Genomic DNA, 23,351 nt, shown 5'->3' on the forward strand with positions numbered 1-23,351 from the left:
GTACATTCAGTAAAGTGATCTAAAAGTGATTTGTACTATATATTTGAGAAAAAACTTTCAATCATTTTTCCAACAACGAGTAGATTTAAGGAATCACCCATATTAGATCGCATCTTTTTTAATGCAGATGCCTGTAAATTTCTAACAGATTGATTGCTAATATTCATTACTTCACTAACTTCTTCAGGAGAGAAGCCATTATAAAATCTTAAGTAGATGACTTCTTTCTGACGTCCAGATAAAGTTTCTAATGTTTTTAATAGCTTTTCCTTATTGATTTGATCAGTTTCAGAAGATATCATGGATTCCTCCATTGTGAAGGTAATATCAAAAGTATCTTCCACTTCTTCTGATGTAGATGTCTTACTGCCTTTTTTTACTTTTTCATAAATACTCCTTTTAAGAGAGACCATTAAATAGAGTTTTACATTATTGGTTTCTCCTAATGTTGATCTTTTCTCCCACAAGCGTAAGAATAGATCTTGCACACAGTCTTCTACCAATGCTGCATCTTGGCAGAAATGATAGCCATACTTATACAAAAGCTTAATGTATTGATCATAGAAATACTTTAATGCTTGTGCATCGTCTTCTTCTTTAAGCGATTTCCAATATTGAAGATCCTGTGTCATTTAAATGAATAAAGCTTAGCAAATAATTGAAGAGCTGTTGTAGTTGGATAAAAAATACTACTTGCTCAAGGAACATCCTTCTCTTGCTAAAATACTAATAAATAATATCATGAGAGTAAGATGTACAGTATTGGAAGCAAAAATTCGACCCGATTCATAATGAATATAGATTTCAGCCTAATTTTTAAGTTCCCAGAATAGATACTTTTTTTTAATAAATGAGAGTTTTTCGAATGCAAGAAAAATAAATTATCATTTTTTCAACTATAAAAGTTTCGTTTTTGATGCTGTTACGGCAGTTTTTTGAAAAAAATAAAAAAAAGTTGAAAAAAACTGAGTACAAAAAAAAGGTCTAATCCTTTATTGGAGTGAAACCGAAGATAAGTCTTCAACCAAAAAAAAATAAAGTACTTAATCAAAAACATTGTAACATGAAACTACAAAAAATTGCTCTTGTATTAACTGTTTTAGCTGCATCTGTAGCATGTACTACTGAAAACTCTGATGATCTATCAACTACACAAACATTAGAAGATGCAATTGCATCAGGTTCTAATTCAAGAAACTATGAAACAGTCGAAACCAATTTAGAAGTAAAAGACTATACAGATAATGTAATTTCTGATGCTACTGAAAGAGGTATGGACTACTCTTCTTCATCAAACATGAGAACTTCAGGTGAAGGTGGAGAAGAAGGAAAACAAAAAAGACCAAAACAACAAGGAGCTAAACGTTTCCATGTAAGAGATTATATCGATTGTGCTGATGTAACAACTACAGAAGATGGAGATACTAAAACTGTAGTGATCGACTTCAGTAGCGGAGCTTGTGAAAGCAAAGACGGTAGTGTAGTCGGAGGTTCAGTAACAGAAGTACATACTGTAACAGAAACAAGTATAGCTCACTCTACAACATTTGCTGATTTCTCAGAAAATGGTAAAGTAAAAAATGGTACTACTTCAGTATCTGGTAATGTTACTTTTGAAGAAGAAACTGAGGAAGGTAAGAAAGCGAGAATTGCTTCAGGTGATTTAGCTAAATCTGTGAACTTAACAATTGATTTCCCTGCTACGGATTCTACGGAAGCATATACTGAAACAATTGTTCGTTCTATCGATGAAGAAATTTTAGATGGTACTAAAACAGTAACAGGTTCTATGTCTGTAACAAGTACTGTTGATGGAGAAAGCTTCTCAACTGAAATTACAGAAGCGTTAGTATACAACCCACAATGTGGAGAAGAAAAGCCAGTATTTGCTCCAATCTCAGGTGTTGAGGTAATGACAAAAGGAGACGAAACAATTACTGTAGATTACGGTGATGGCGAATGTGACTTCGAGGTGACAGTTACTTTAACTGACGGTACTTCAGAAGTAGTAGACTTAAAAGATGCTTACGATGTATACGGTTTCGTAGGAGTAAGCAAAGGAAGAAAAGCTAAGAAAGGTAGTAAAGGATCGAAATAAATTAAAGGTTGCTTTGTATTAAAAATATATAGTTAGTTAAGTTGGAAATACGTAATAACTACTTATTTGATTCGAGTAGATTCAATCAAGGTGATAGTGATACTGTCACCTTGATTTATTAAAGAAAAAAGGTTGATCTATTAGGGGTAGATCAACCTTTTTTGTCTTTATATCAATCAGATTACTATTTTTCTTTTAATCCGAATTTTGGATCTACTTTTAATCTAAATGCAACGATTAAAGCTGGTATCCCAGAGATAACAACAAATAGGAAGAAATTAGTGTATCCTAGAAATTCTTGTAAATAACCACTGATCATCCCTGGTAACATCATACCTAAGGCCATAAAACCGGTACACAAAGCATAATGAGCTGTTTTATGATGTCCTTGAGAAACATATAACATATACATCATCAAGGCTGAAAACCCAAAACCATAGAAGAATTGCTCTACAGCAATCACGCCTCCAATAAAAATAAATGATTCAGCATGAAAGAAAGAAAGTAACCAATATCCTAAGTTGGGAATATTGATGGACAATAACATTGGAATTAACCAAAACTTTAATCCTTTAGTGTAGATGGCAATTCCTCCAAGAACACCCCCAACAACTAAACATCCTAATCCAATAGTTCCATATAACCAACCTAGTTGTTCATTGTTGAGTCCTATGCCTCCAACTTCAGTACTATCTAATAAGAATGGAGAAGCAATTTTTACCAATTGTGCTTCACCTAGTCGGTAGAGCAAAATAAAGGCTAGAATACTCCAGATGTCTTCTTTAACAAAGAAAGATAGGATAGGAGTGTTCATTTTATCTGGATCTTCTTTAATCTTTTTCTTTAATGTAATCATCAAATAAGCAATGACTACAGCTCCTAGGATAACGTAAGTCCAAGATGTTTCCCAACCTAAAAAAGAATTGATCAAAAAGCCAAATAAGAGAATTATCGATACTTGGCTAAACATAATACCAACTTCTCTCAACCCATGTGCTCTATCTTTTAGTGATCTAATGTTTTCTTTATTTGGAAGTATTAGTCTATGAAATAAACTAAAACAGACCATTGCAGCAGCTAGGCCAAAAAATATAGTACTCCAAACAGATTTGTAATCTTCAAAAACTTCAAAAAGGTAGCCACTTAATAAGACAACACCGCCTTGGCCAGCCCACATTGCTAATCGGTAAAAAGTACTTCTGATACCAACAAAGAAGGCCTGTTGGTCACTTCGTAAACCAATCATATAAAAACCATCTGTGGCGATATCATTTGTAGCTGAAGTAAAAGCAATAATCCAGAAGCAGGCTAAAGTGTACCTGAAAAAATTATCTGTGGGTAACGTTAGAGCTACGGCGGCAAATGCCCCACCGATCACTAATTGCATAATAAAGATCCACCATTTTTTTGTTTGAAGTAGATCTACAATAGGACTCCAAAAAGGTTTTATTACCCATGGTAAATACAACCATGATGTATATAAGGCAATTTCAATATTGCCCATCCCTAAGTTTTTATACATAATAACCGCAACAGTCATTACGATTGTGTAAGGTAGTCCTTCTACAAAATATAATGAAGGGAGCCATAACCAAGGGTTTCTCTCTTTTGCCATATAGTAATAGTCTATGCTTAGTGGATTACTTTGATTTTTTTAGACAGGAGTCCACCTGCCTTGATAGTGATTGCATTACTTCTTCCGCTTTCATTTTTATTAGCATCTAAAGCAGTAACAATGTAAGTATATTTTTTCCCTTTTTCGATGGTTCTATCGATAAAACTATGTTCTTCGTAAGGAGATCTATCAATAATATCCAGTATAAATTGACCGTCTAGAACCCCAAAACCAAAGTCTTCATACCTGTAGATAACGTATTTTCGGGTGTCAGTATTTTTCTGAGTGTCTTTCCAATAGAGCTTAAATCCTTTATAAAGATCACCTTCAGAATTATTGATATTTACTTTAGCTGGAGCTTCCAATTCCATTTTTAAGCTTGAAGGAGGAATAGAATAATATGGATAGTTCCTCTGTAAAGTCTGTACTACATTTTTAGGGTTTTCAAATAAGAACTTAGCACTGAAAAAAGCACTTCCTTTTACATTCTTGTATTTTTTATTGATGTCTAACTGAGCGCTGATCTCAGAAGGATCTTCCCATTTACTGACTTTATATAAAGCATGTCCGATATATAAATTGGTTCCATAAGAGTTGTCATTCCACCACTTTACTACTGTTTCATAAGGTGCAGCACCAAGGTTTCGATGCCAGTATACCTGAGGAATAATATAATCTAACCATCCTTTTCTCATCCATTTGACTACATCTGCATATAAGTCATCATAATTTGTGATTCCTGCTCTTGTCTGAGATCCTTTTGGATCTACATTGCTGTTTCTCCAAACGCCAAAAGGACTAATCCCAAATTGTACATCTGGTCGTTCTTTTCTTAACCTATTGGAAAGGTTTTCAACAAAGTAATCGACATTTTCTCTTCTCCAACTTTCAAGGTCTTGCTTTGTACTATCCCCATACATAGCAAAAGTCTCATGATCAGGAAATTCTTCTCCCACTTTTTTATATGGATAGAAATAATCATCAAAATGTACCGCATCTAGATCATAATGTCTAGCCACTTCCATAATAGCATTTAAAACATATTCTCTTGCTTCGGGATGGCCTGGGTTATACATCCACTTACCTCCATATTGTACAAACCAATCTCTATGTTGAAAAAATGGATGGTCGGAAGCTAAAGAAGTAGTATCACTATTCATTGTAGCTCTGTAGGGATTGAACCAAGCATGAAAATCTAATTTTCTTTTATGTGCTTCTTCAATCATAAATGTTAATGGATTAAAGAAGGGTTGAGGACTTTTTCCTTGTTCGCCTGTTAAGTATTTACTCCATGGTTCAAATCCAGAAGGGTAGAAAGTATCTGCGACTGGTCTAACTTGAACGATAACCGTATTTAATCCTATATCGCTAATCTTATCTAAATATCTGACATAGTCCTCCTTCTGTTCTTGCATTGATGCAGAACTAGAGGCAGGGAAATCAATATTGTTGACAGTGGCTATCCATACTGCTCTGAATTCTCTTTTTTGAGCATAAGTAGTAGTAATACCTAATAAAAATAGTATTAAAAAATATCTGATTCGCATAAGGGAAGGATGTTCTTAGTAATAGTATAGTAAAGGTAAGGAATTATTGTTGATGGTATTCTATTAATCCATCAGTAGGAGAGGCGATAATAGTAGGGGTAGGAAGTTGGAAAAAGTCGAAGGATTCTTGAAGTATTTCTTTAAAATAGTAAGCAATTGATCCTGTGATACAAACCTGATCGGAAGAAGATTTTACAAATGGGAGTACATAATATTCTACAAATTGCTTCATCTGTGATTGAAGTAGGATATTTACTGTCTCATCATACTCCTTTACTTCATTGATGAATGGGGCAAAAGTAGCACAAAAGGCATTTGGTTTTTCAGTTTTGTATAGGCGTTTTAAAATGTAATCAGTGCTATAATCAAACTCTTCAATAAAAGCATCTACTGTTTGAATAGACAATTTATTAGTAAGAAGTAGTTGAAGGAAAGCTAGGCCAATGGTTGCTCCACTACCAAAATCACTAAGTAAATAACCTAAAGAAACAGGACGATTGATAATTGCATTGCCATTATAATAACCAGAATTAGCACCTGTACCTAGTATACAGGCAATACCATTGTTTTTATGAAGTAAGCCTCTTGCTGCACCACATAAATCATCTTCGACAAATACTTTTTGAGTGGAGAATATCTGACTTAATATTTTGCTTAGAATAGCTTTGTTTTCATCACTGCCACAACCACTACCATAAAAAAATATGGAAAGGTTTTCATTGTCATTAATTAAATGAGATAACTCTTCTGAATCAACTCGTATTGATTTGTAGAGGTCTTCCTCAGTCCAGAAAAAAGGGTTATATCCTGGAGAAGCTAATGAAAACTTTACTGAACCATCCGCTTTATCTATGAGAGTCCAGTCTGTTTTTGTAGATCCGCTATCAGCAATTAGATGTAATATGTCAGTATTATTTTTGATTAATCTTTTTGTTGTGTCTTGTTGAACAACATAATATCAGTTCCGCTTCTTTGAAGTGCAAAGACTACAAAAACAATTAATGCAATCACTAAAACAATACTTGTTACAGAAATTAATTTGTATAGATCAGTATTGGCTTGTGTCTGCAGTTCTTTTTCTTTGTACTGTAATTGTTGCTTTTGAAGTTCTTTTTGTTGAGCTAACTGCAATTGTAAATCTTTATCATTGGCTTGTAAACGAGCAGCATTCAATTCAGTTCTTGTTGAGGTTAAATCTTTCATTAAGTCCGCATACAAAGCTTTTTGATTTCTTAAGGCTTCTTGAACTGATTGTTCTGATTGCTCAGCAGATTTTTGGTCTTTTATAGCTTGTAGATATTTGGCTTGAGAACGTTCTAGTTGCTCTTGAATATCTTTAAGTTGTTCTTGAGTAGTTTTTATTAATTCGTTTTGCTCTTTCGCTCTTTGCGTCATGTCTTGAATGACACGATTGTTTTCATCAATATTTCTTTGCATTCTATACTTATCATCTTTCAATTCTGAAAGGTGACTTTCTAGCGATCGAATAGAACCTTGTTTCATATCAAGTTTCTGATCATGCGTAGTAAGCTGAGCTTCTTTCTCATTTAACCTTTTTTCCAATCTTAAATTATCATCTTTAAGGTCTTGGATTCGGTCTGCTTGATGTTTTATTTTCGACAAGTATGATCCACTCTCTGCCTCGATCTGTGCATTCTTCTTCTCCAGTTCATTAATACGCATACGTTGTTGTTTAGTACCGTCGGAACCTGACATAGCAGCATAAGCAGCAATAGTTCCACAGATCACTAAACCAATAATCCCCATACGTATCCAGCTTTTTTGCTGCATCAGTTCTTCTTTAAAATCGGTAGAGTTATTTCTCATTTGGTCTAAGCAAAGATAAAAAATGTGTAGTGAGGTCTTTTGTTCCAAATACAACGGAATAATGATGCATAGATATTGGTGAACAAAAGTACTTGGTTACACTACATTCTAAATACAAAGGTAAGAAATACTTTAAAATATGAAGTATCGCACTTATTGTACCTTAAACTCGAATTTTATTACCTAAAATTAAAAATAAAAGTTAATACCTGCTTCATAATAAGACATTTTTTTACTTCGGATAATGATATGTCACCTTGTAAAAATGAAAAAATAGAGCTGTTAGAGCATGTTGTCTTAGAATAATTATATTCTTTGTTGTTAAAATTAAAAACATTTATTTGTAAATAAACGTTTATGGATTTTTTTATTACGGATGAATGGTATACATTTGCAATCACATTTTTGAGAAATAAAAATACTCAATCTAACTTGCTGATAATCAGCACAAGCGTCAAACGGACACTTGATTGTATCACGAAATAAACTTTTAATGAGAAAGTTTTTACTAGTTATTTCCATTTTCATTTTATCATTGGAAAACATTGAATTTGCAGTTGCATCTACAAATAATTCAATTATAAGTGTAAAAGATACAGAAACGATTAAAAGAGAAGATTACATTAGAACTCTTTACAAAGCTTTTGATCCAATTTGTAGAAAATATGGAATTAATACTAAGGTAGCGATCTCTCAGGCTATTGCTGAGCAGGGTTGGAAATTAAGAGAAGACTATAGAATTTTCAACATTGCATCAACAAGTCCAACTAAGAGTAAATTAGTATATGATATCGGAGAACAAAGATATCGTCGTTACAGAATTTATTCATCATTGGAACAGGCTGTAGAAGACTACTGTAAAGTGCTGTCGAGTTATTATACATACCGTGAAAATGGATTATTTGACACATTTGATCCAAACTTACAGATGGAAGCGATTGCAAAAGGCGGATATGCCACCGATCCACATTACCTTAAATTGGTAACTTCTGTAATGGACAAATATGTTGCTCCAATTGTAGATAACATTCGTGAAGAAGAAGCTTTGGCTAGAAGATCGGAAGAACTTCAATCAGTAGCTTCAGTAAGTAGCGTCGAAGCACAACATATCAGATTCTGTTTACCATCGAGTTACTAGAAACTGATTTACATATCGACTTTATTAAGGAATATCCTATATGAGAAGACCCCGCAATTGCGGGGTCTTTTATTATTTAAAGGGTACGAATTAATTCTAATGATAAGAATGTGTTACATTTTGATGTCATTGTCATCTATGGCTTCACCATTCTTCTGATTTGCCCATCCATGGCTCTATAACCACTTCGGCCTAGATCTCTTACCACCTCACCTTGCATGATTAGCTCATCCCAGATGTTAGCTTCAACGACTTCATAAAAACGTTCTTCTTCTTCTTCGTCTGAAAAGGTATACATTTCTTTTAAACCTCTTCGTTTAATCTCGTTTTGAATAAGAATCTCTTTCATGGATTGAATCATCTGAGCACAAACACCTAATTCGAAATCTGAATTGGCGTGGATGTTTACTTTGAAATTGTAGTCATTTCCTTGAGCAGTAGCAGTGACTCGGGGTTTTACAAAATGTTTCATGAGGCTCTGTTTACGTAGTTTTTTGATTTTTTCCGAGAACGATAAACAGTAATGAGACGGTTGTTCTCGAAGATAAAGATGTACGATTTGTACTTTCTTTTGTCCCGTTTGCAATGTGAACCATAGCATTCCGATTTATACGCTTGGTACACAATGTTTAGATAATCTTTCTTTCTCCAATGTCTACAACGTTTGTTCATAGCATTGAAAGCGTGGTCTGTGATTTCAATAAACATATAAGGCTTGCGTTAAAAAAAACGCACAGTCTCCCGTCTAGAGCTTGCACGTCCGAATCAAAATAAATTTGTACATATAAAGTGCACAGCACCTATTTATAATTTACAAAAAATTAGCAATAAATCCAATTTTCATCTTACTCGCTGTTTAAATATGAGTCAATCGCACTTGCGGATAGATTTTGTATTAAAATTTTGATCAAAAATTAATCATGTATCTTATTGATTTATAGAAATAGTTTACTAAATTGATATTCTGTGCTTGTAAAATTATTACTACCTTTGGATTGAAAAATTTAGTAATATGAGCGATAAACCACTAAAGGAAGGTGAAGATTATTACATTGAAAATGGATTATATGTCTTCACTAAAGCATACCATATTAAAAGAGGGTACTGTTGTAAAAATCAATGTAAACATTGTCCTTGGGGGTTCAAAAAGAACAAAGTAAGGAAGTCAGTATTCTAAAAAAGGTATACAATAAATAAAAAAGATAGATCTAACTCAGGAGTAGGTCTATCTTTTTTTTGTAGATAAACATTATTTCTTATTGTAAAGTAGACTCAATGCTTAATAGATGTTTCTAATTTCAATAGAATTTAGACTTCTTATTTTTTATTCCGTAATTGATAGTATGACACATTTAAATACATATCACTCACCTATGGTGTACTTGATCTCGGCATAATCCGACAGGTACAACTTTATCTATGCCAAATTTTTGTTTAGGTACAATCATGTATCTGTCGGTTTTTCGTACCCTTTTTTTTGAAAAACACAACGATAAAAAAAACAAAACATTGGAATCAAAAATCACAAATGCCTCATTAGGCTATAATTCAAATATTCAGAATAATTTAGGTCCTCTATTTCAAGGTGAAATTGCTAGAGTAGTTTCAGAACATAAAGAAAGATACATTGTTAGAAATGAATCTGGTGTATATGAAGCTGAAATAACAGGACAACTACGCTTCACTGCAGAAGAAAGGTCTGATTATCCCATCGTTGGAGACTGGGTAAGTATCACAGAATACGATGAAGGGAAAGCCTTAATTCATCAAGTAGTTTATCGCGATCAAGTCCTAAAACGTCAGGCAGTAGGTAAATCAGGAGAAGCACAATATATTGCTTCAAATATAGACGTTGCCTTTATTGTAGAGGGAGTCAATAGAGATTTTAATATCAACAGATTAGAGCGTTACATGACACTGTGTTATGACGCTAATATTCAGCCTGTTTTTATCCTGAATAAAGTCGATTTAGTTTCTGATCTAGAATTAGAAGAAATTAAGTTGGAAGTTGAAAACAGATTGATTGGTGTTGAAATGCTTTGCACTTCAGTTGATCAGCAAATTGGTATTGAACAACTGACTGCTCTAATTCAAGAAGGGAAAACATACTGTTTTCTGGGTTCTTCTGGTGTGGGAAAATCTTCTTTGATCAATATTTTATTGAAAGATGAAATGATGACCACAGGAAGCATTGGAGAAAGGAATGATAGAGGTAAACATACTACAACTTATCGTTCATTATTTTTAATGCCTTCTGGAGGAATTCTAATCGACAATCCAGGCGTAAGAGAAGTAGGTATGGTAGATAGTCAGCATGGACTGGAACATACGTTTCCATTAATTCAAGAAAAAGCTTCTCAATGTAGGTTCTCAGATTGTACACATGAACATGAAAAGGGATGTGCAGTGATTGAAGCAGTCAACTCAGGTGAAATTCCAGAGGATGCATATCATAATTACATGAAGCTCCAGAGAGAACAAGAACACTATGAGAGTTCAGAGTTGGAGAAACGTCGTAAAGGAAAAGCATTAGCCAGAATGGTAAAAGATGCCAAACGTATAAAAAATCGATAAAAAAATAAGGCAGCACTTCTAAAAGTGCTGCCTTTTCTATATGCAATAAGTCAAAAAAGACTTAGTATGAAAACGTACCAAATTGAGAATGGATATCTAATGATTTACCTGACTCTTTCGCTTCAACACGACCAATGATTTTCGCGTCTACATTGAAAGATTTGGCAATGTCAATAATAGTTTGGGCATGTTGCTCATCGATATAAATTTCCATTCTATGTCCCATGTTGAATACTTTGTACATTTCTTTCCAGTCTGTACCACTATTCTTATGGATCATCTCGAATAACGGAGGAACATCAAATAAGTTATCTTTTACAACATGAACATTGTCCACAAAGTGTAAAACTTTAGTTTGAGCACCACCACTACAGTGTACCATACCATCAACTTCTGAACGTAGTTCATCCAATACCTTTTTGATAATTGGGGCATATGTTCTAGTTGGAGAAAGTACTAATTTTCCAGCATCTAAAGTTAAATCAGCAATTGCATCAGTTAACTTTTGAGTTCCAGAATAAACGAGATCATTAGGAACTTGAGGATCGAAACTTTCAGGATACTTTTCTGCTAAATACTTAGCGAATACATCATGACGAGCAGATGTAAGTCCATTAGAACCCATACCGCCATTGTACTCAGATTCATAAGTAGCTTGTCCGTAAGAAGCTAAACCTACAATTACGTTACCTGCTTTGATATTGCTATTGTCGATCACTTCGTCTCTACGCATACGAGTAGTTACAGTAGAATCTACAATCACAGTTCTTACTAAGTCACCTACGTCGGCTGTTTCACCACCTGTAGAATGAATGTCAAAACCGTTATCTCTTAGCATCTGTAATACTTCTTCAGTACCATTGATAAGCTCAGAAATAACTTCACCAGGAATTAGATTTTTATTACGACCAATTGTTGAAGAAAGCAATGTACTACCAACGGCACCAACACATAATAAGTCGTCAGTGTTCATGATAATAGCATCTTGGGCAATGCCTTTCCAAACAGACATATCACCTGTTTCTCTCCAATATAGGTATGCTAATGATGATTTAGTACCCGCGCCGTCAGCGTGCATAATAGCACAGTAGTCTTCGTCTCCTGTTAAAATATCAGGAACAATTTTACAAAATGCTTTAGGAAATAAGCCTTTGTCCAAACGCTTAATTGCATTGTGGATATCTTCTTTTGAGGCGGAAACTCCGCGCTGTGCGTATCGCTCTTGCATGAGATTCGATATGATTGGAAAAAAATGAAAAGCCCATGGGGATTTCAATCTCCATGGACTGATGCTGCAAAAATAGATTATTTATACAGATTATTAAACATTTATAATGTGAAATTCTTATAACTCATCATGTTAGGCTTATCTCTCCATCGCAACATCGTCTGCAGTAATCATATCAGCCTTGTTTCCCCAAGAGTTTCTGATGTAGTTTAAAACGTCTGCTGCTTCTTGGTCGGAAAGAGCTCCTTGCCTCGGCATACTACCATCATAAGTAATTCCATTTATCGTTATTGGTTTTTCCAAACCATGTAAAACCTGACGGATTGCTTGATGTTTATTCTCTACTAAATATTTTACACCAGCAAGAGGAGGTACAGTAGGTTCAACACCCACACCATCTTGTTGATGACAATGCATACAGTTTACCATGTAAACTCCCTGACCTCTTTTAATACTTTCTTCCAATGGACTGTAATTTCCAAATGATAAGAGGGCTATTACAGGGAAACTGAGGAGTAACATTCTGTATTTCATGATAATTATGTTTATGTAAGTGTGTTTTTTACGTTTATGTAAACAAATATAGTTTTTTTTGTATTTCTGAATGGTGATCTATCTCAACAAAATACTAGCTCGATGCAAACTTTTCCAAACCTAAACCAAAGAGAGCAAAGTCGTATTTTACAGGGTCCTGAGCATCAAATTGTTTTAAGTGATTCGTAAGCTCAACGGCCGATTTCCAATCAGATTGTTTACGCTCAAGTAATTTTAATTTTCTACTGACTCTCTCTACATGAACATCTAACGGACAAATAAGTTGAGAAGGTTGTATAGTGTCCCAAATCCCAAAATCTACTCCTTTGTCATCTTTTCGGACCATCCACCTTAAAAACATATTGATCCTCTTACAAGCAGAATTTCTCTGTGGTGTAGCAATATGTTTTCTAGTGCGTTGAGGAGCATCTTCATCATCGAAGAAATAATTATGGAATTGAATCAATGCGTTCTCGACATTTTCGTCAGAAGGAGTATAACCTAACAAAAATGCATCTTCTAAAGATTCATAATTGGAATAATGTCTTTTGAAGAATGATAAAAAGTATAGCGTATCAATATCATTAAAAGTTCGGTGCTTGAAAGATAAAAACTTCTCCAGATCACTTTCCTCATGATTCATGATAAAATCATAAGGAGCATGATCCATTAACGCAACAAGCTCTCTACATTTATTGATAATGGTTTTACGTTGACCCCAGGCTAAAACTGCTGCCCAAAAACCCATAATTTCTATATCTTGCTTTTTTGAAAAAGAATGGGGAATACAAATCGGGTCGTCTTGAATAAAGTTTGGTTGATTGTATTTTTTGAAACTCTGATCTAAAAGTTCTTTCATTTTATAAAAAAATAATCTTTAGGTACCCAAAATAGACATTAAATGATGATATTTTCTTAATGATTGTAACTTTTATTCTTTTTTTTTGAAAATCGTTTGGAGTGATTGCACTACTCTATTACCTTTGCACTCGCAAAAAACAGTTGCTCCGTTCGTCTAGGGGTTAGGACGCCAGGTTTTCATCCTGGTAGCACGGGTTCGAATCCCGTACGGAGTACGAAGTCTGATTGAGACTTAAAATCAATACCCCGCTCCGTTCGTCTAGGGGTTAGGACGCCAGGTTTTCATCCTGGTAGCACGGGTTCGAATCCCGTACGGAGTACAAAGTCTGATTGAGACTCAAAATCAATACCCCGCTCCGTTCGTCTAGGGGTTAGGACGCCAGGTTTTCATCCTGGTAGCACGGGTTCGAATCCCGTACGGAGTACAAAGTCTAATTGAGACTCAAAATCAATACCCCGCTCCGTTCGTCTAGGGGTTAGGACGCCAGGTTTTCATCCTGGTAGCACGGGTTCGAATCCCGTACGGAGTACAAAGTCTGATTGAGACTCAAAATCAATACCCCGCTCCGTTCGTCTAGGGGTTAGGACGCCAGGTTTTCATCCTGGTAGCACGGGTTCGAATCCCGTACGGAGTACAAAGTCTGATTGAGACTCAAAATCAATACCCCGCTCCGTTCGTCTAGGGGTTAGGACGCCAGGTTTTCATCCTGGTAGCACGGGTTCGAATCCCGTACGGAGTACAAATCCTGTTTCAGAAATGAGACAGGATTTTTTTTGCTTTATACTTTTCTGAACCTCGAATTTATCTTAAACTTTTTATTTACTCTCATTAACATAGTATAACGCAACTCCATTCAACACTTAACATTAGTAAACAGAGAGTAAAGGGGAATCAATGTTATATTGATGAAAAGATTATTTTACTCAAACGGCTCTCTTATGAAACATCAACTATTACTATTCTTTTTGTTAATGTCTTGTACGCTTCAGGCTCAATTTGTAAACATTAATAATGTTCAAACTGAAGAAGATTCTGTCGCTTTAAAGAAACTATTTGTAAGTGTAGAAATCCTTGATAATATCGCTACAACTACCATGGAAATGCATTTCTATAATTATGGGAATCGAATTTTGGAAGGGGAATTAAATTTTCCATTGAAAGAAGGATCCACAGTGTCTGCTTTTGCGTTGGATATTAATAATGAGTGGAGAGATGGTGTAGTAGTTAAAAAAGATAAAGCAAAGAAAGTATTTGAAGAGGTAGTGAGGCAAAACGTTGACCCTGCCATATTAGAAAAGACAGTTGGAAATAATTTTAAGACTAGGCTTTATCCAATAAACCCCAAGGCATACAAAAAATGTAAAATCACTTTTGAAGAGGAGTTGCCACAACTAGATGGGAAATTTAACTACCAACTTCCTTTGACTTTTGAGAGTAAATTGAAAGAATTTAAAGTAGATGTAGAGATAATCAACGAAGAAATAAATGAGCAGTTGTATGCACCAGGCAGTCTAAAATTAGATTTTAAGAGATTAAATAGATCTACTATTGCAAAGCTTGAAAGTAATGATCAATTTCTGAAATCAAAGCTCTCATTACTGTTGCCCATTGATCAAGCAAAAAAAGATTATTTGGCAGTTAAAGGGAAACTGTCAAACGATTATACATTTAATTTCAATACTCAACCTATCTTATCACCCGTGGTGAAAGTGAAACCATCTTCAATGACTATTTACTGGGATGTTTCTTCTTTATTTGATGATCGTGATATTAAAAGTGAATTAGGGTTATTAAAAAAATACTTTGAATGGAATAAAAATACAGTTGTTACTGTTAAGCCATTCAACTTTCAAGTAAAAGATCAGAAGAAATTTACTATAAAAGAAGGGAACTCGGATAAGCTTATCAATTACCTTTCGTCTTTGGAGTATGATGGTGGTAGTAAGCTGGACGATACAATAATAGATACTAAGGATAAGGGCGAGAGTTGGATTTTTACTAATGGAATTTCTAACCTCTCGGAAGCACAACTATTCAAATTAAATACTACGCTATTCATGATCAGTTCTAGTCAGACTATTAATGCAAATTATATGTCTGCTGTCGCTAATCAGAATAATGGAGAGTTTATTAACCTGAATGAGCAGACAATTAAGTCGGCTATTAAGAAACTAACAACAGCAACCATTAGGTATTTAGGTGTAGAAGTATTAGAAGGCCAGGTTGAAGGGCTTTACCCAAGTACACCACAAGCTTATCAGACAGATTTGTCGATAGCAGGGAAGGTACTGTCGAAACAGGCAAAGCTGAAAGTAAATATTGGTACAGCTCAGAAAGTATTGTATTCGGAAGAAATCATCATTAAACAATCAGAAAAGTATTATCCAACATTTGAGCGATTATGGGCTCAAAAGCAAATCAATGAATTAAGCTTGATGCCAAAGAGGTATAAAGAACAAATTATTTCATTGTCTTTGAAATATGGAATCGTGACGGATTACACTTCATTTATTGTGCTAGATAATGTAGAAGACTACGTAAGGCATGAAATAGTACCGCCATCATCTCTTCGTAAGGAATATGATAAATTATTGGCCTTGTCAAAAACAAAGAAGAAAGAAGTATATAAAAGTAGATTAGATCGGGTATATGAAGAATTTCAAAGTGATATCGACTGGTGGAATTCTGTAAAAGATATGAGCAATTATGTTCCTCCTAAACCAAAAAAGCCTGTCTTAACGAATTATGGGGAATCAAGTTCAAATAGTATTTCCGATGATAGAACATACTCTGAAGAAAGAAAGTTGGTAAAAGGGGTCGTTTTAGAAAATGACAATCCTCTACCTGGAGTTTCTGTTCATCTTAAAAATACTAGTGAAGGAATTGTGACAAATATTGATGGTGAATTTGAATTATTAGTACCTACTAATGCAATTCTAACTTTCAATTATATTGGTTTTTTGTCGACAGATGTAGATGTATCTGAAAATTCTGGAGAAGAAATAATAGTGTCTCTAGTTGAAGACAATCAAGCATTAGAAGAAGTTGTCGTTGTAGGTTATGGGACTACACGTCAACAACAACAGCTTGCAGGTTCTGTAGCAGGTGTAGTTGTAGTTAGTGATGAAGAAGAAGTTATGGAATTTGAGGAGGAGAGTTTTGCAGATAGGGAGGTGGAAGATTCTTGGGGAGATGCAGAAGATACAGATGTCGTAATGAAAAAGAAAAATAAAAAGAAGAAGGTCAAATCTAAATTGGTGCCTTACGATTCTGGTGCTGAATATTTACAAAAAATTCAATCAGAGGATGTGAATAAACAGTGGTCCACATATCTCCTGTTAAAGGAAGAATACAAAATGTCTCCTTCATTTTATTATGATGTTGCTTCATACTTTTTCACTTCAGGAAAAAAACAAGAAGGAATACAGGTCATTACTAATCTAGCAGAGTTGGATTTAGAAAGTCATGAACTCTTAAGAAACTTAGGAAGGAAACTTCAATCTTTTGGCTGTTATCAAGAGTCTGAGTACATTTTTAATAAATTGATAGAGTTACGTCCATTTGAACCTCAGAATTATAGAGACCTTGCGTTTTTATATGAAGATGAAGGAAATTATCAGAAAGCTTTGGATCAGTTGTATTTTATTATTGAAAATGAATGGGACAGCGATGTTAACAACAGGTTTGGAAATATTGAGTTGATTATCCTTCATGAAATGAATAGGTTGATTACACTTCACAAAGATCAACTTGATATTACCGCTATAGATACTCGATTTATTTACTCTATGCCTTTAGATCTACGAGTAGTGATTGACTGGGATCTTTTAGATACTGATATTGACCTTTGGGTGATAGATCCATTAGGAGAAAAATGCTTTTACAGTCATAAAAACACAAAGATTGGCGGTCGAATGTCTCAAGATTTTACAAGAGGATATGGTCCTGAGGAGTTTAGGCTAAAATATGGATATAATGGCGATTTTGAGATTAAAGTACATTACTATGGAAATAGTAAACAGTCTTTATTTGGTCCAGTTAGTTTAAGAGCTTTGGTTTATTCTAATTATTCTTCAAAAGACGAAGACAAACAGGAGTTGAACTTACAATTGGAAGGCGTTGGTAAACAGGTATACGATATTGGAAATGTATCTTGTAAAGTGGCAAATTAAAGAAGAATAGAAACCATTTTTCATTTAATTTCGTTAACTTACTTATAACTAAAAATGAGGAGTGAACTAAATAGATAAACAAAACCTTTTTATTTAGTATCACTTTCTAACAATGTCAAATTAATTAAATATTATGAGTAAGAAAGATCCACACAATCCATTTGAGGATATCTTAAATGATTTTGTATTTCCACGTATGAAAGACGAAATGCAAAAGGACAAAGTGAAGTCTACCATCAAGAATGTATTTGAAGCGGTTCAAGGGGCCGTAGAACAGGCACAGGAGCAAGCTGCTTCAGTGGATGTAGAAGTAAACGAGGTCAAGGATGATCCGGAAACAAAAAACATTCGAGTAGAAATCAAACAGAAGAAAAAGAAAAAAGCAAAGAAAGCTGAAGTTGAACATGAGGTTGAAGCTTCTTCAGGTGCTGATGCTTTACAAGCTGAGGTGAAATCACTAAAAGCTCAGTTGAAAGATAAAGAAGAGATCATTTCATTATTGAAAGATCAAATCAAATTATTAAAGGGAGAATAATAGAAATTAACCCTACCTTTAAGGCACACTCAATAGTTTTTGAGTGTGCCTTTTTTATTCCAAATAATGATCATGCTAGCTTTAAATAAATTACACCACATAGCCATTATCTGTTCAGATTACGAACGTTCGAAGAAGTTTTATACAGAGGTATTAGGACTCGAAATTATACGTGAGGTATATAGAGAACAAAGAGATTCTTGGAAGTTGGATTTATCTTTTCAAGGGAATTACCTTATAGAACTTTTTAGTTTTCCAAATACACCCCAAAGACCGTCTTACCCTGAAGCAAGAGGTTTAAGACATTTATGTTTTGAAGTAGATGACCTAGAAGAAAACATCAGTATGCTTAAAGAGTATGGTGTCGAAGTTGGTGAAATAATGATTGACCCACATACAGAAAAGAGATTTGTCTTTTTTGAAGATCCAGATCACTTACCGCTTGAACTCTATGAAAAATAGTACTATCGATAGTATTGTTTTTTGCTCATCAATAATTTCAATTATTATAACTAGCAACCCAATTTGTGTAATGAACGTAGGCGGGGATTTTCAATGATTGATTCTTAAGTTCTTTTCCATTTTACATCAATTTTGAAAAAAAATCACTTTCTGTAAAATATTATCTCCTCTTATCCGACTTAAGAGGTAGATACAAAAATTTATGGCAGAGAAAAAACAAAATATCGAAAATACATTCACACAGGAACAGGGGCGTCTGACAAATTATATTAAAGGAAAAGTCGGTTCTATGGAAGATGCAGAAGACATTGCCCAAGATGTATTTTTGAGTTTTGTCGGGGGATTTGATGAGATCTCTGATTTGCTCAAATCAATCTCTTGGCTCTATTCTGTCGCAAAAAATAAGATTATTGATTTCCGTAGGAAAAAGAAGCCCCTCTCAATCGAAGATCAGAAGGTAAATGATAAAGAGGAAGGTCTAAGTTTAATGGAGCTGTTACCTTCCTTAGAAATGATGCCTGATGAACAATTAATGAAAGATATGATTTGGGAGGAAATCCAATTAAGGCTAGACGAACTACCTAAAGAGCAAAGAGAGGTTTTTGAATGGCATGAGTTGGAAGGATATAGCTTTAAACAGATCTCTGATTTTACGGGGCTAACAGTCAATACACTTATTAGTAGAAAGCGATATGCTGTTTTGTATCTAAGAGAACAATTAGAAAGTCTATTCAAGTTAATGAAAGACTAATTGTTGAAAATTATGGTACAACAGATCATTTAAAATGATCCAACGAAATAAGAATTATGGAAAAGTTTTCAAAGAAGAAGTTTATAGCAAAAAAAATAGTATTTGGTTCGGTAATTATTACGGCGATTACCTTTATTTTTATGCAATTATGGAATTGGTTAATGCCTGAGATTTTTGGGTTGACAACCATATCTTTCTTTCAATCTTTAGGGTTATTGGCGATGTCAAAAATCTTATTTGGTAGAGGAGGAAGACGTTCATTTGGGAATCGAGGTCGTAAAATGATGCATAGAGAAAAGTTTATGCAAGAGTTTAGAAATAGGGTAGATTCTTCAGAACAAAAAGAAGCAAGCGACAACGATTCACATTAATTCTAACAAAACAAACAACAAGTCAGAATGGCATTTATTAAGAAAAACTACGGATGGATTATCGTGACCATCCTGGCTTCATTACCTCTTATCGTTTTATCAAAAATGATTAATATGGATTGGGTCAATGGATTGACATTATCCTTAGTAGAAAATACGGGTAAAGGTGGTAGAAGCACATTGGATATGTTATACCATGTCACAGGTGAGTTTGCAATTCGTTGGATGACTGCTGTTCTAACTTGTACTCCATTTTTTATTCTATTTGGAGTCACTAATCTTTTTGTTCGACAGGCAATGGGTATCGCAGCAGCCGTTTGGAGTATACTTCACTTTATCATTTTTATTTGGATGGAAGGGTTTCTAGAAACTTTTACTCAAGTAAATTATGTCGCAGGTTTTATTGCAGTATTGATTTTAATTCCACTACTTTTCACATCGAATAGAAACTCAATGCGACGATTAAAAAGTAAATGGAAGAAACTTCAGAAGTATGCTTATGCAGCCATTGTTCTGAGTTTGATACATGTTGCCCTTTTAGAGAAAACATGGATAATCTATGCTGTTGTTGTTGGTGTAGGATTTATCATTAGAATCCCTGAAGTAAAGGAACGTATTATAAGATTTAGGTTGAAAAGGAAAAGATTAAGATGATACAGAGCTGAGCAGTTGAGTAATTATCTAGGAAATACCAACTACCCTAAAATGAAAAGAGACCCAATGGCAAACATTCCAAAAAACATAAATAATGAAGTTACTTGGTTTGATCGTGTCTTTTCAAAATAATCTTCATAGCTCTGTATAACATCATTATTCATTTCAATTATAAAGTGGGCATTAATTGTTGCTTTATTGTAGGATAGTTCTTTTTCGGGAACTCCTAATTTAAAGGTAATCTGCTGTGAATTATTCTCAACATAATTATTAATGGTGTGAATAGAAACGACATCATCTAGGTTAAATTCAATTTGTGGGTGATTTTTGAGCCTTATTAGTGTATTGGGCATTTTATATTTACCAATCTCTATTTGTCTAAAATTATCCAATTCTCCGGTGATTTTTACAAATTCTTTTTGTGAGAGAGGAAGGTTTGTGACTGCCATAAATACAAAGATGAAGGATGAGGCGATTATACCTAGACCTACTATCGTATAGCTTTTACAGGTCTTTTGAAATCCTTTTTCATTTTTGAAATCAATTAGTTCACGTAAGGTCATTTAGTTTATGTTGGATAAGTATAGAATGGATGAAGTAATAAAGTTAATCTAAAATAGATACACTAATCAATTCAATAAAAAAAGGGCTTACAGAATCATAACTTGTAAGCCCTTTCTCATTATTGAATACTATAAATTAGATACTCATCTCTACAATTTCTTGAACCTTTTCTAAGGTGATGTCACCTCTTTCGCCTAGACCTAACCACTTTCTCTCTTCAAAACGAGAAGTAATAGTCTTAGCAACATCTGAATGATTATCTGTATAGTCAGATATTTTAGTTTTAATACCCATAGAATGGAAAAACTCTACAGTTCTCTCAATAGTGGCTTGGGCTTTTTCTTCTTCACTACCTTCAGTGATACCCCAAACTCTTTCACCATATTGAACTAATTTATCTTTCTTATTATTGAACATCACTCTGTATAAGTTAGGACCAATGATCGCCAAGGTACGAGCGTGGTCGATTTCAAATAAAGCAGTAAGTTCATGACCAATCATGTGAGTAGCCCAGTCGGTAGGAACACCTTGTTGAATAAGACCGTTTAATGCCATCGTACAACACCACATAAAGTTACCGGCAACTGTACTATCACCAGGGTTAGCAATTACTTGTGGTCCAATTTCTACTAGAGTCTGTAATATACCTTCTGCAAATCTATCCTGTAGTGGAGCTTGTGCAGGGTAGGTTAGGTATTGCTCTAAAACATGAGTGAAAGCATCTGTGACGCCATTAACGATTTGTCTCTGTGGTAATGATGCAACAACTCTAGGGTCTAATACAGAGAATTTAGGGAAGCATAAAGGACCTCCGAAAGCTAATTTCTCTTTTGTGCCTTCTCTGGTTACCACAGATCCAGAGTTCATTTCTGAACCAGTTGCAGGAAGGGTTAACACTGTACCAAAAGGAACAGCCTCCGTTACTTTCTTACCTAGACCTTTTTTAATAATATCCCAAGGATCACTTTCTGTAAAAGGTATAGCAACACATAAGAATTTACATGCATCGATGACAGACCCTCCACCTACAGCTAAAATAAAGTCAATATTTTCGGCTAAAGCGACTTCTCTAGCTTTCATGATGGTTTCATATCTAGGGTTAGGTTCAATACCCGAGAAGTCAATGACATTATATTCTTTCAGGGCACCTTTTACTGTATCGTATACACCATTTTTCTTAATACTGCCACCGCCAAATACCATCAAGATATTTTTTGTGCCTGCAGGAATATGTTTTGCTACGTTTTCTAATTGATTTTCACCGAACACTAAACGAGTTGGGTTCCAAAGTTCAAAGTTTTTCATGGACTAGAATTGCTATTTAAAGTATGTGATTTCTAATTGATTGATGATTAAATATTTCGTTCTATTAAAGATCACTACTTATTACTAAAATGACTAATAAAATGTTTAAATTTTTGCAACCGATATTGATGGCCTTTTCAATCTAATGTATAACTTCGCAACAAATAATTGATAACAATGAAACAGACAATCTTTATTACAGGAGCGTCGTCTGGAATTGGTAAATCTATCGCTCAATCTGCTTTGTCAAAAGGCTATAATGTGATTGGAACATCTAGAAATCCAGAGACAGTAAAAAACAAGCTAGAAGGAGTACGGTATGTGGCTTTAGATGTATCGAGTATTGAAAGTATTGATGCTTGTTGGGAAGAAATCAAAGATGAGAAAATTGATGTATTAGTAAATAATGCAGGACAATCTCAAATCGGACCTGTTGAAGAAACGTCGTTAGATAAATTACGTTATTTATTTGAGGTCAATTTCTTTGGGTTAATCCATTTAACTAAAAAAGTTTTACCACAAATGAGAGAAAGAAGAAGTGGTATTATTATTAATATCGGTTCTTTAAATGGACGCTTTGCAGCACCTTATTACTCAAGTTATTGTGCTACTAAATTTGCTTTATCTGGTTTTACTCAATCATTACGTAGTGAAATGAAAGAGTTTAATGTAACAGTGGCATTAGTAGAACCCAATCATATTGCCTCTAACATTGTTCCTGATTTTAACTGTGGAGAAGATTCAGAGTATTATCCTTATGCGAATAATATCAGAGAGAGTGTAAAAGGAAGTATGTCGAAGGCAGAGTCGGCAAATGTAATTTCCGATACTGTAATGCAAGTGGTAGAGTCTAAAGCTCCATCGCCTGTTTATGTTTCCGGTGGAAATGCTGGTTTACTAGCATTTGCTAAAAGATTCCTTCCAGATAAAATGGCAGAAAAAATGATTAGAAATGCTTACGGTCTAAAGTAAAGGGCATTTCAATTAGAATACTATTAAGCCAGGTAAACTTATTCATTATAGATTACCTGGTTTTATTTTGTAATCACTTTTTTATTATAAATGAATAAATATTCATTGTTTATAAACATTTATTAATATATTTTTGTAATAC

The 23,351-nt window shown here is 34.2% G+C and carries 22 protein-coding genes and 6 tRNA genes; 17 read left to right on the forward strand and 11 right to left on the reverse strand.

All coding sequences use genetic code 11. The annotated features are described in order from the left end of the window. Window positions 1-35: 35 nt before the first annotated feature. Window positions 36-632, reverse strand: a complete 597-nt coding sequence (locus QL232_RS04655; protein ID WP_168880298.1) for a sigma-70 family RNA polymerase sigma factor — start codon at window positions 630-632, stop codon at window positions 36-38. A gap of 431 nt (window positions 633-1,063) precedes the next feature. Between QL232_RS04655 and QL232_RS04660 the strand changes: the two genes are divergently transcribed. Continuing rightward, complete coding sequence (locus QL232_RS04660; RefSeq protein ID WP_168880299.1) at window positions 1,064-2,098, forward strand: hypothetical protein; 1,035 nt, start codon at window positions 1,064-1,066, stop codon at window positions 2,096-2,098. 184 nt (window positions 2,099-2,282) lie between these two features. Here QL232_RS04660 and QL232_RS04665 read toward each other — a convergent pair whose 3' ends face one another. From QL232_RS04665 to QL232_RS04680, 4 genes are all read right to left on the reverse strand, one after another. Then, a complete protein-coding gene (locus QL232_RS04665) occupies window positions 2,283-3,713 on the reverse strand; it encodes an MFS transporter (RefSeq protein WP_281613291.1) in 1,431 nt (476 codons plus the stop codon). Between the two features lie 17 nt (window positions 3,714-3,730). Then, the gene (locus QL232_RS04670) at window positions 3,731-5,260 is read right to left on the reverse strand and encodes a family 10 glycosylhydrolase (protein ID WP_281613292.1); all 1,530 of its coding nucleotides are present in this window, start codon (window positions 5,258-5,260) and stop codon (window positions 3,731-3,733) included. A 43-nt stretch (window positions 5,261-5,303) separates the two neighbouring features. Next, window positions 5,304-5,666: a hypothetical protein gene (locus QL232_RS04675; RefSeq protein WP_281613293.1), complete on the reverse strand. Its 363-nt coding sequence runs from the start codon at window positions 5,664-5,666 to the stop codon at window positions 5,304-5,306. 515 nt (window positions 5,667-6,181) lie between these two features. Further along, on the reverse strand, window positions 6,182-7,087 hold the full coding sequence (locus QL232_RS04680) for a hypothetical protein (RefSeq protein WP_168880303.1): 906 nt from the start codon (window positions 7,085-7,087) through the stop codon (window positions 6,182-6,184). Window positions 7,088-7,580: 493 nt separating this feature from the next. Here QL232_RS04680 and QL232_RS04685 point away from each other — a divergent pair, with 493 nt between their 5' ends. Next, the gene (locus QL232_RS04685; RefSeq protein WP_281613294.1) at window positions 7,581-8,225 is read left to right on the forward strand and encodes a glucosaminidase domain-containing protein; all 645 of its coding nucleotides are present in this window, start codon (window positions 7,581-7,583) and stop codon (window positions 8,223-8,225) included. Window positions 8,226-8,361: 136 nt separating this feature from the next. On the opposite strand, the gene QL232_RS04690 is transcribed toward QL232_RS04685, so the two are convergent. Next, window positions 8,362-8,697, reverse strand: coding sequence for a hypothetical protein (locus QL232_RS04690; protein WP_168880305.1), 336 nt, complete (start codon window positions 8,695-8,697; stop codon window positions 8,362-8,364). A 540-nt stretch (window positions 8,698-9,237) separates the two neighbouring features. Between QL232_RS04690 and QL232_RS04695 the strand changes: the two genes are divergently transcribed. After that, a complete protein-coding gene (locus QL232_RS04695; RefSeq protein ID WP_168880306.1) occupies window positions 9,238-9,402 on the forward strand; it encodes a DUF5522 domain-containing protein in 165 nt (54 codons plus the stop codon). A gap of 332 nt (window positions 9,403-9,734) precedes the next feature. Next, the gene (gene rsgA / locus QL232_RS04700; RefSeq protein ID WP_281613295.1) at window positions 9,735-10,799 is read left to right on the forward strand and encodes a ribosome small subunit-dependent GTPase A; all 1,065 of its coding nucleotides are present in this window, start codon (window positions 9,735-9,737) and stop codon (window positions 10,797-10,799) included. Window positions 10,800-10,860: 61 nt separating this feature from the next. Here rsgA and QL232_RS04705 read toward each other — a convergent pair whose 3' ends face one another. The 3 genes from QL232_RS04705 to QL232_RS04715 all read right to left on the reverse strand — a co-directional run bounded on the left by QL232_RS04705 (window position 10,861) and on the right by QL232_RS04715 (window position 13,420). Further along, complete coding sequence (locus QL232_RS04705) at window positions 10,861-12,027, reverse strand: AIR synthase related protein (RefSeq protein WP_168880307.1); 1,167 nt, start codon at window positions 12,025-12,027, stop codon at window positions 10,861-10,863. Window positions 12,028-12,165: 138 nt separating this feature from the next. Then, window positions 12,166-12,561 carry a cytochrome c gene (locus QL232_RS04710; RefSeq protein WP_168880308.1) on the reverse strand — a complete coding sequence of 132 codons (396 nt, stop codon included), beginning with the start codon at window positions 12,559-12,561 and terminating at the stop codon, window positions 12,166-12,168. 94 nt (window positions 12,562-12,655) lie between these two features. Continuing rightward, entirely contained in the window at window positions 12,656-13,420 is a 765-nt protein-coding gene (locus QL232_RS04715; RefSeq protein ID WP_281613296.1) for a TIGR02757 family protein, read from the reverse strand. A 145-nt stretch (window positions 13,421-13,565) separates the two neighbouring features. Between QL232_RS04715 and QL232_RS04720 the strand changes: the two genes are divergently transcribed. From QL232_RS04720 to QL232_RS04775, 12 genes are all read left to right on the forward strand, one after another. Continuing rightward, window positions 13,566-13,637 (forward strand) — tRNA-Glu (locus QL232_RS04720). A 33-nt stretch (window positions 13,638-13,670) separates the two neighbouring features. Next, window positions 13,671-13,742, forward strand: a tRNA-Glu gene (locus tag QL232_RS04725). 33 nt (window positions 13,743-13,775) lie between these two features. Continuing rightward, window positions 13,776-13,847 (forward strand) — tRNA-Glu (locus QL232_RS04730). 33 nt (window positions 13,848-13,880) lie between these two features. Next, window positions 13,881-13,952, forward strand: a tRNA-Glu gene (locus tag QL232_RS04735). 33 nt (window positions 13,953-13,985) lie between these two features. Further along, window positions 13,986-14,057: transfer RNA gene (locus tag QL232_RS04740), tRNA-Glu, on the forward strand. 33 nt (window positions 14,058-14,090) lie between these two features. Further along, window positions 14,091-14,162: transfer RNA gene (locus QL232_RS04745), tRNA-Glu, on the forward strand. A gap of 199 nt (window positions 14,163-14,361) precedes the next feature. Beyond that, a complete protein-coding gene (locus tag QL232_RS04750; protein ID WP_281613297.1) occupies window positions 14,362-17,595 on the forward strand; it encodes a VIT domain-containing protein in 3,234 nt (1,077 codons plus the stop codon). 133 nt (window positions 17,596-17,728) lie between these two features. Then, window positions 17,729-18,130: a hypothetical protein gene (locus QL232_RS04755; protein ID WP_281613298.1), complete on the forward strand. Its 402-nt coding sequence runs from the start codon at window positions 17,729-17,731 to the stop codon at window positions 18,128-18,130. 72 nt (window positions 18,131-18,202) lie between these two features. Beyond that, window positions 18,203-18,592, forward strand: a complete 390-nt coding sequence (locus QL232_RS04760; protein WP_281613299.1) for a VOC family protein — start codon at window positions 18,203-18,205, stop codon at window positions 18,590-18,592. A 202-nt stretch (window positions 18,593-18,794) separates the two neighbouring features. After that, the gene (locus tag QL232_RS04765) at window positions 18,795-19,343 is read left to right on the forward strand and encodes an RNA polymerase sigma factor (RefSeq protein WP_281613300.1); all 549 of its coding nucleotides are present in this window, start codon (window positions 18,795-18,797) and stop codon (window positions 19,341-19,343) included. Window positions 19,344-19,399: 56 nt separating this feature from the next. Then, window positions 19,400-19,714 carry a hypothetical protein gene (locus tag QL232_RS04770; RefSeq protein ID WP_168880314.1) on the forward strand — a complete coding sequence of 105 codons (315 nt, stop codon included), beginning with the start codon at window positions 19,400-19,402 and terminating at the stop codon, window positions 19,712-19,714. A 27-nt stretch (window positions 19,715-19,741) separates the two neighbouring features. After that, complete coding sequence (locus QL232_RS04775) at window positions 19,742-20,368, forward strand: ferric reductase-like transmembrane domain-containing protein (protein ID WP_281613301.1); 627 nt, start codon at window positions 19,742-19,744, stop codon at window positions 20,366-20,368. 41 nt (window positions 20,369-20,409) lie between these two features. Here the strand turns inward: QL232_RS04775 and QL232_RS04780 are convergent, their stop codons facing one another. Together QL232_RS04780 and QL232_RS04785 are read right to left on the reverse strand one after the other, a co-directional pair. Further along, window positions 20,410-20,817, reverse strand: a complete 408-nt coding sequence (locus tag QL232_RS04780; RefSeq protein WP_281613302.1) for a hypothetical protein — start codon at window positions 20,815-20,817, stop codon at window positions 20,410-20,412. A gap of 250 nt (window positions 20,818-21,067) precedes the next feature. Beyond that, the gene (locus QL232_RS04785) at window positions 21,068-22,237 is read right to left on the reverse strand and encodes an iron-containing alcohol dehydrogenase (RefSeq protein ID WP_281613303.1); all 1,170 of its coding nucleotides are present in this window, start codon (window positions 22,235-22,237) and stop codon (window positions 21,068-21,070) included. 177 nt (window positions 22,238-22,414) lie between these two features. On the opposite strand from QL232_RS04785, the gene QL232_RS04790 reads away from it, so the two are divergent. Next, window positions 22,415-23,209, forward strand: coding sequence for an SDR family oxidoreductase (locus QL232_RS04790; protein ID WP_168880318.1), 795 nt, complete (start codon window positions 22,415-22,417; stop codon window positions 23,207-23,209). Window positions 23,210-23,351: the final 142 nt, after the last annotated feature.

This window comes from Flammeovirga sp. SubArs3 (genome assembly GCF_947387565.1).
GTDB lineage: Bacteria > Bacteroidota > Bacteroidia > Cytophagales > Flammeovirgaceae > Flammeovirga > Flammeovirga agarivorans.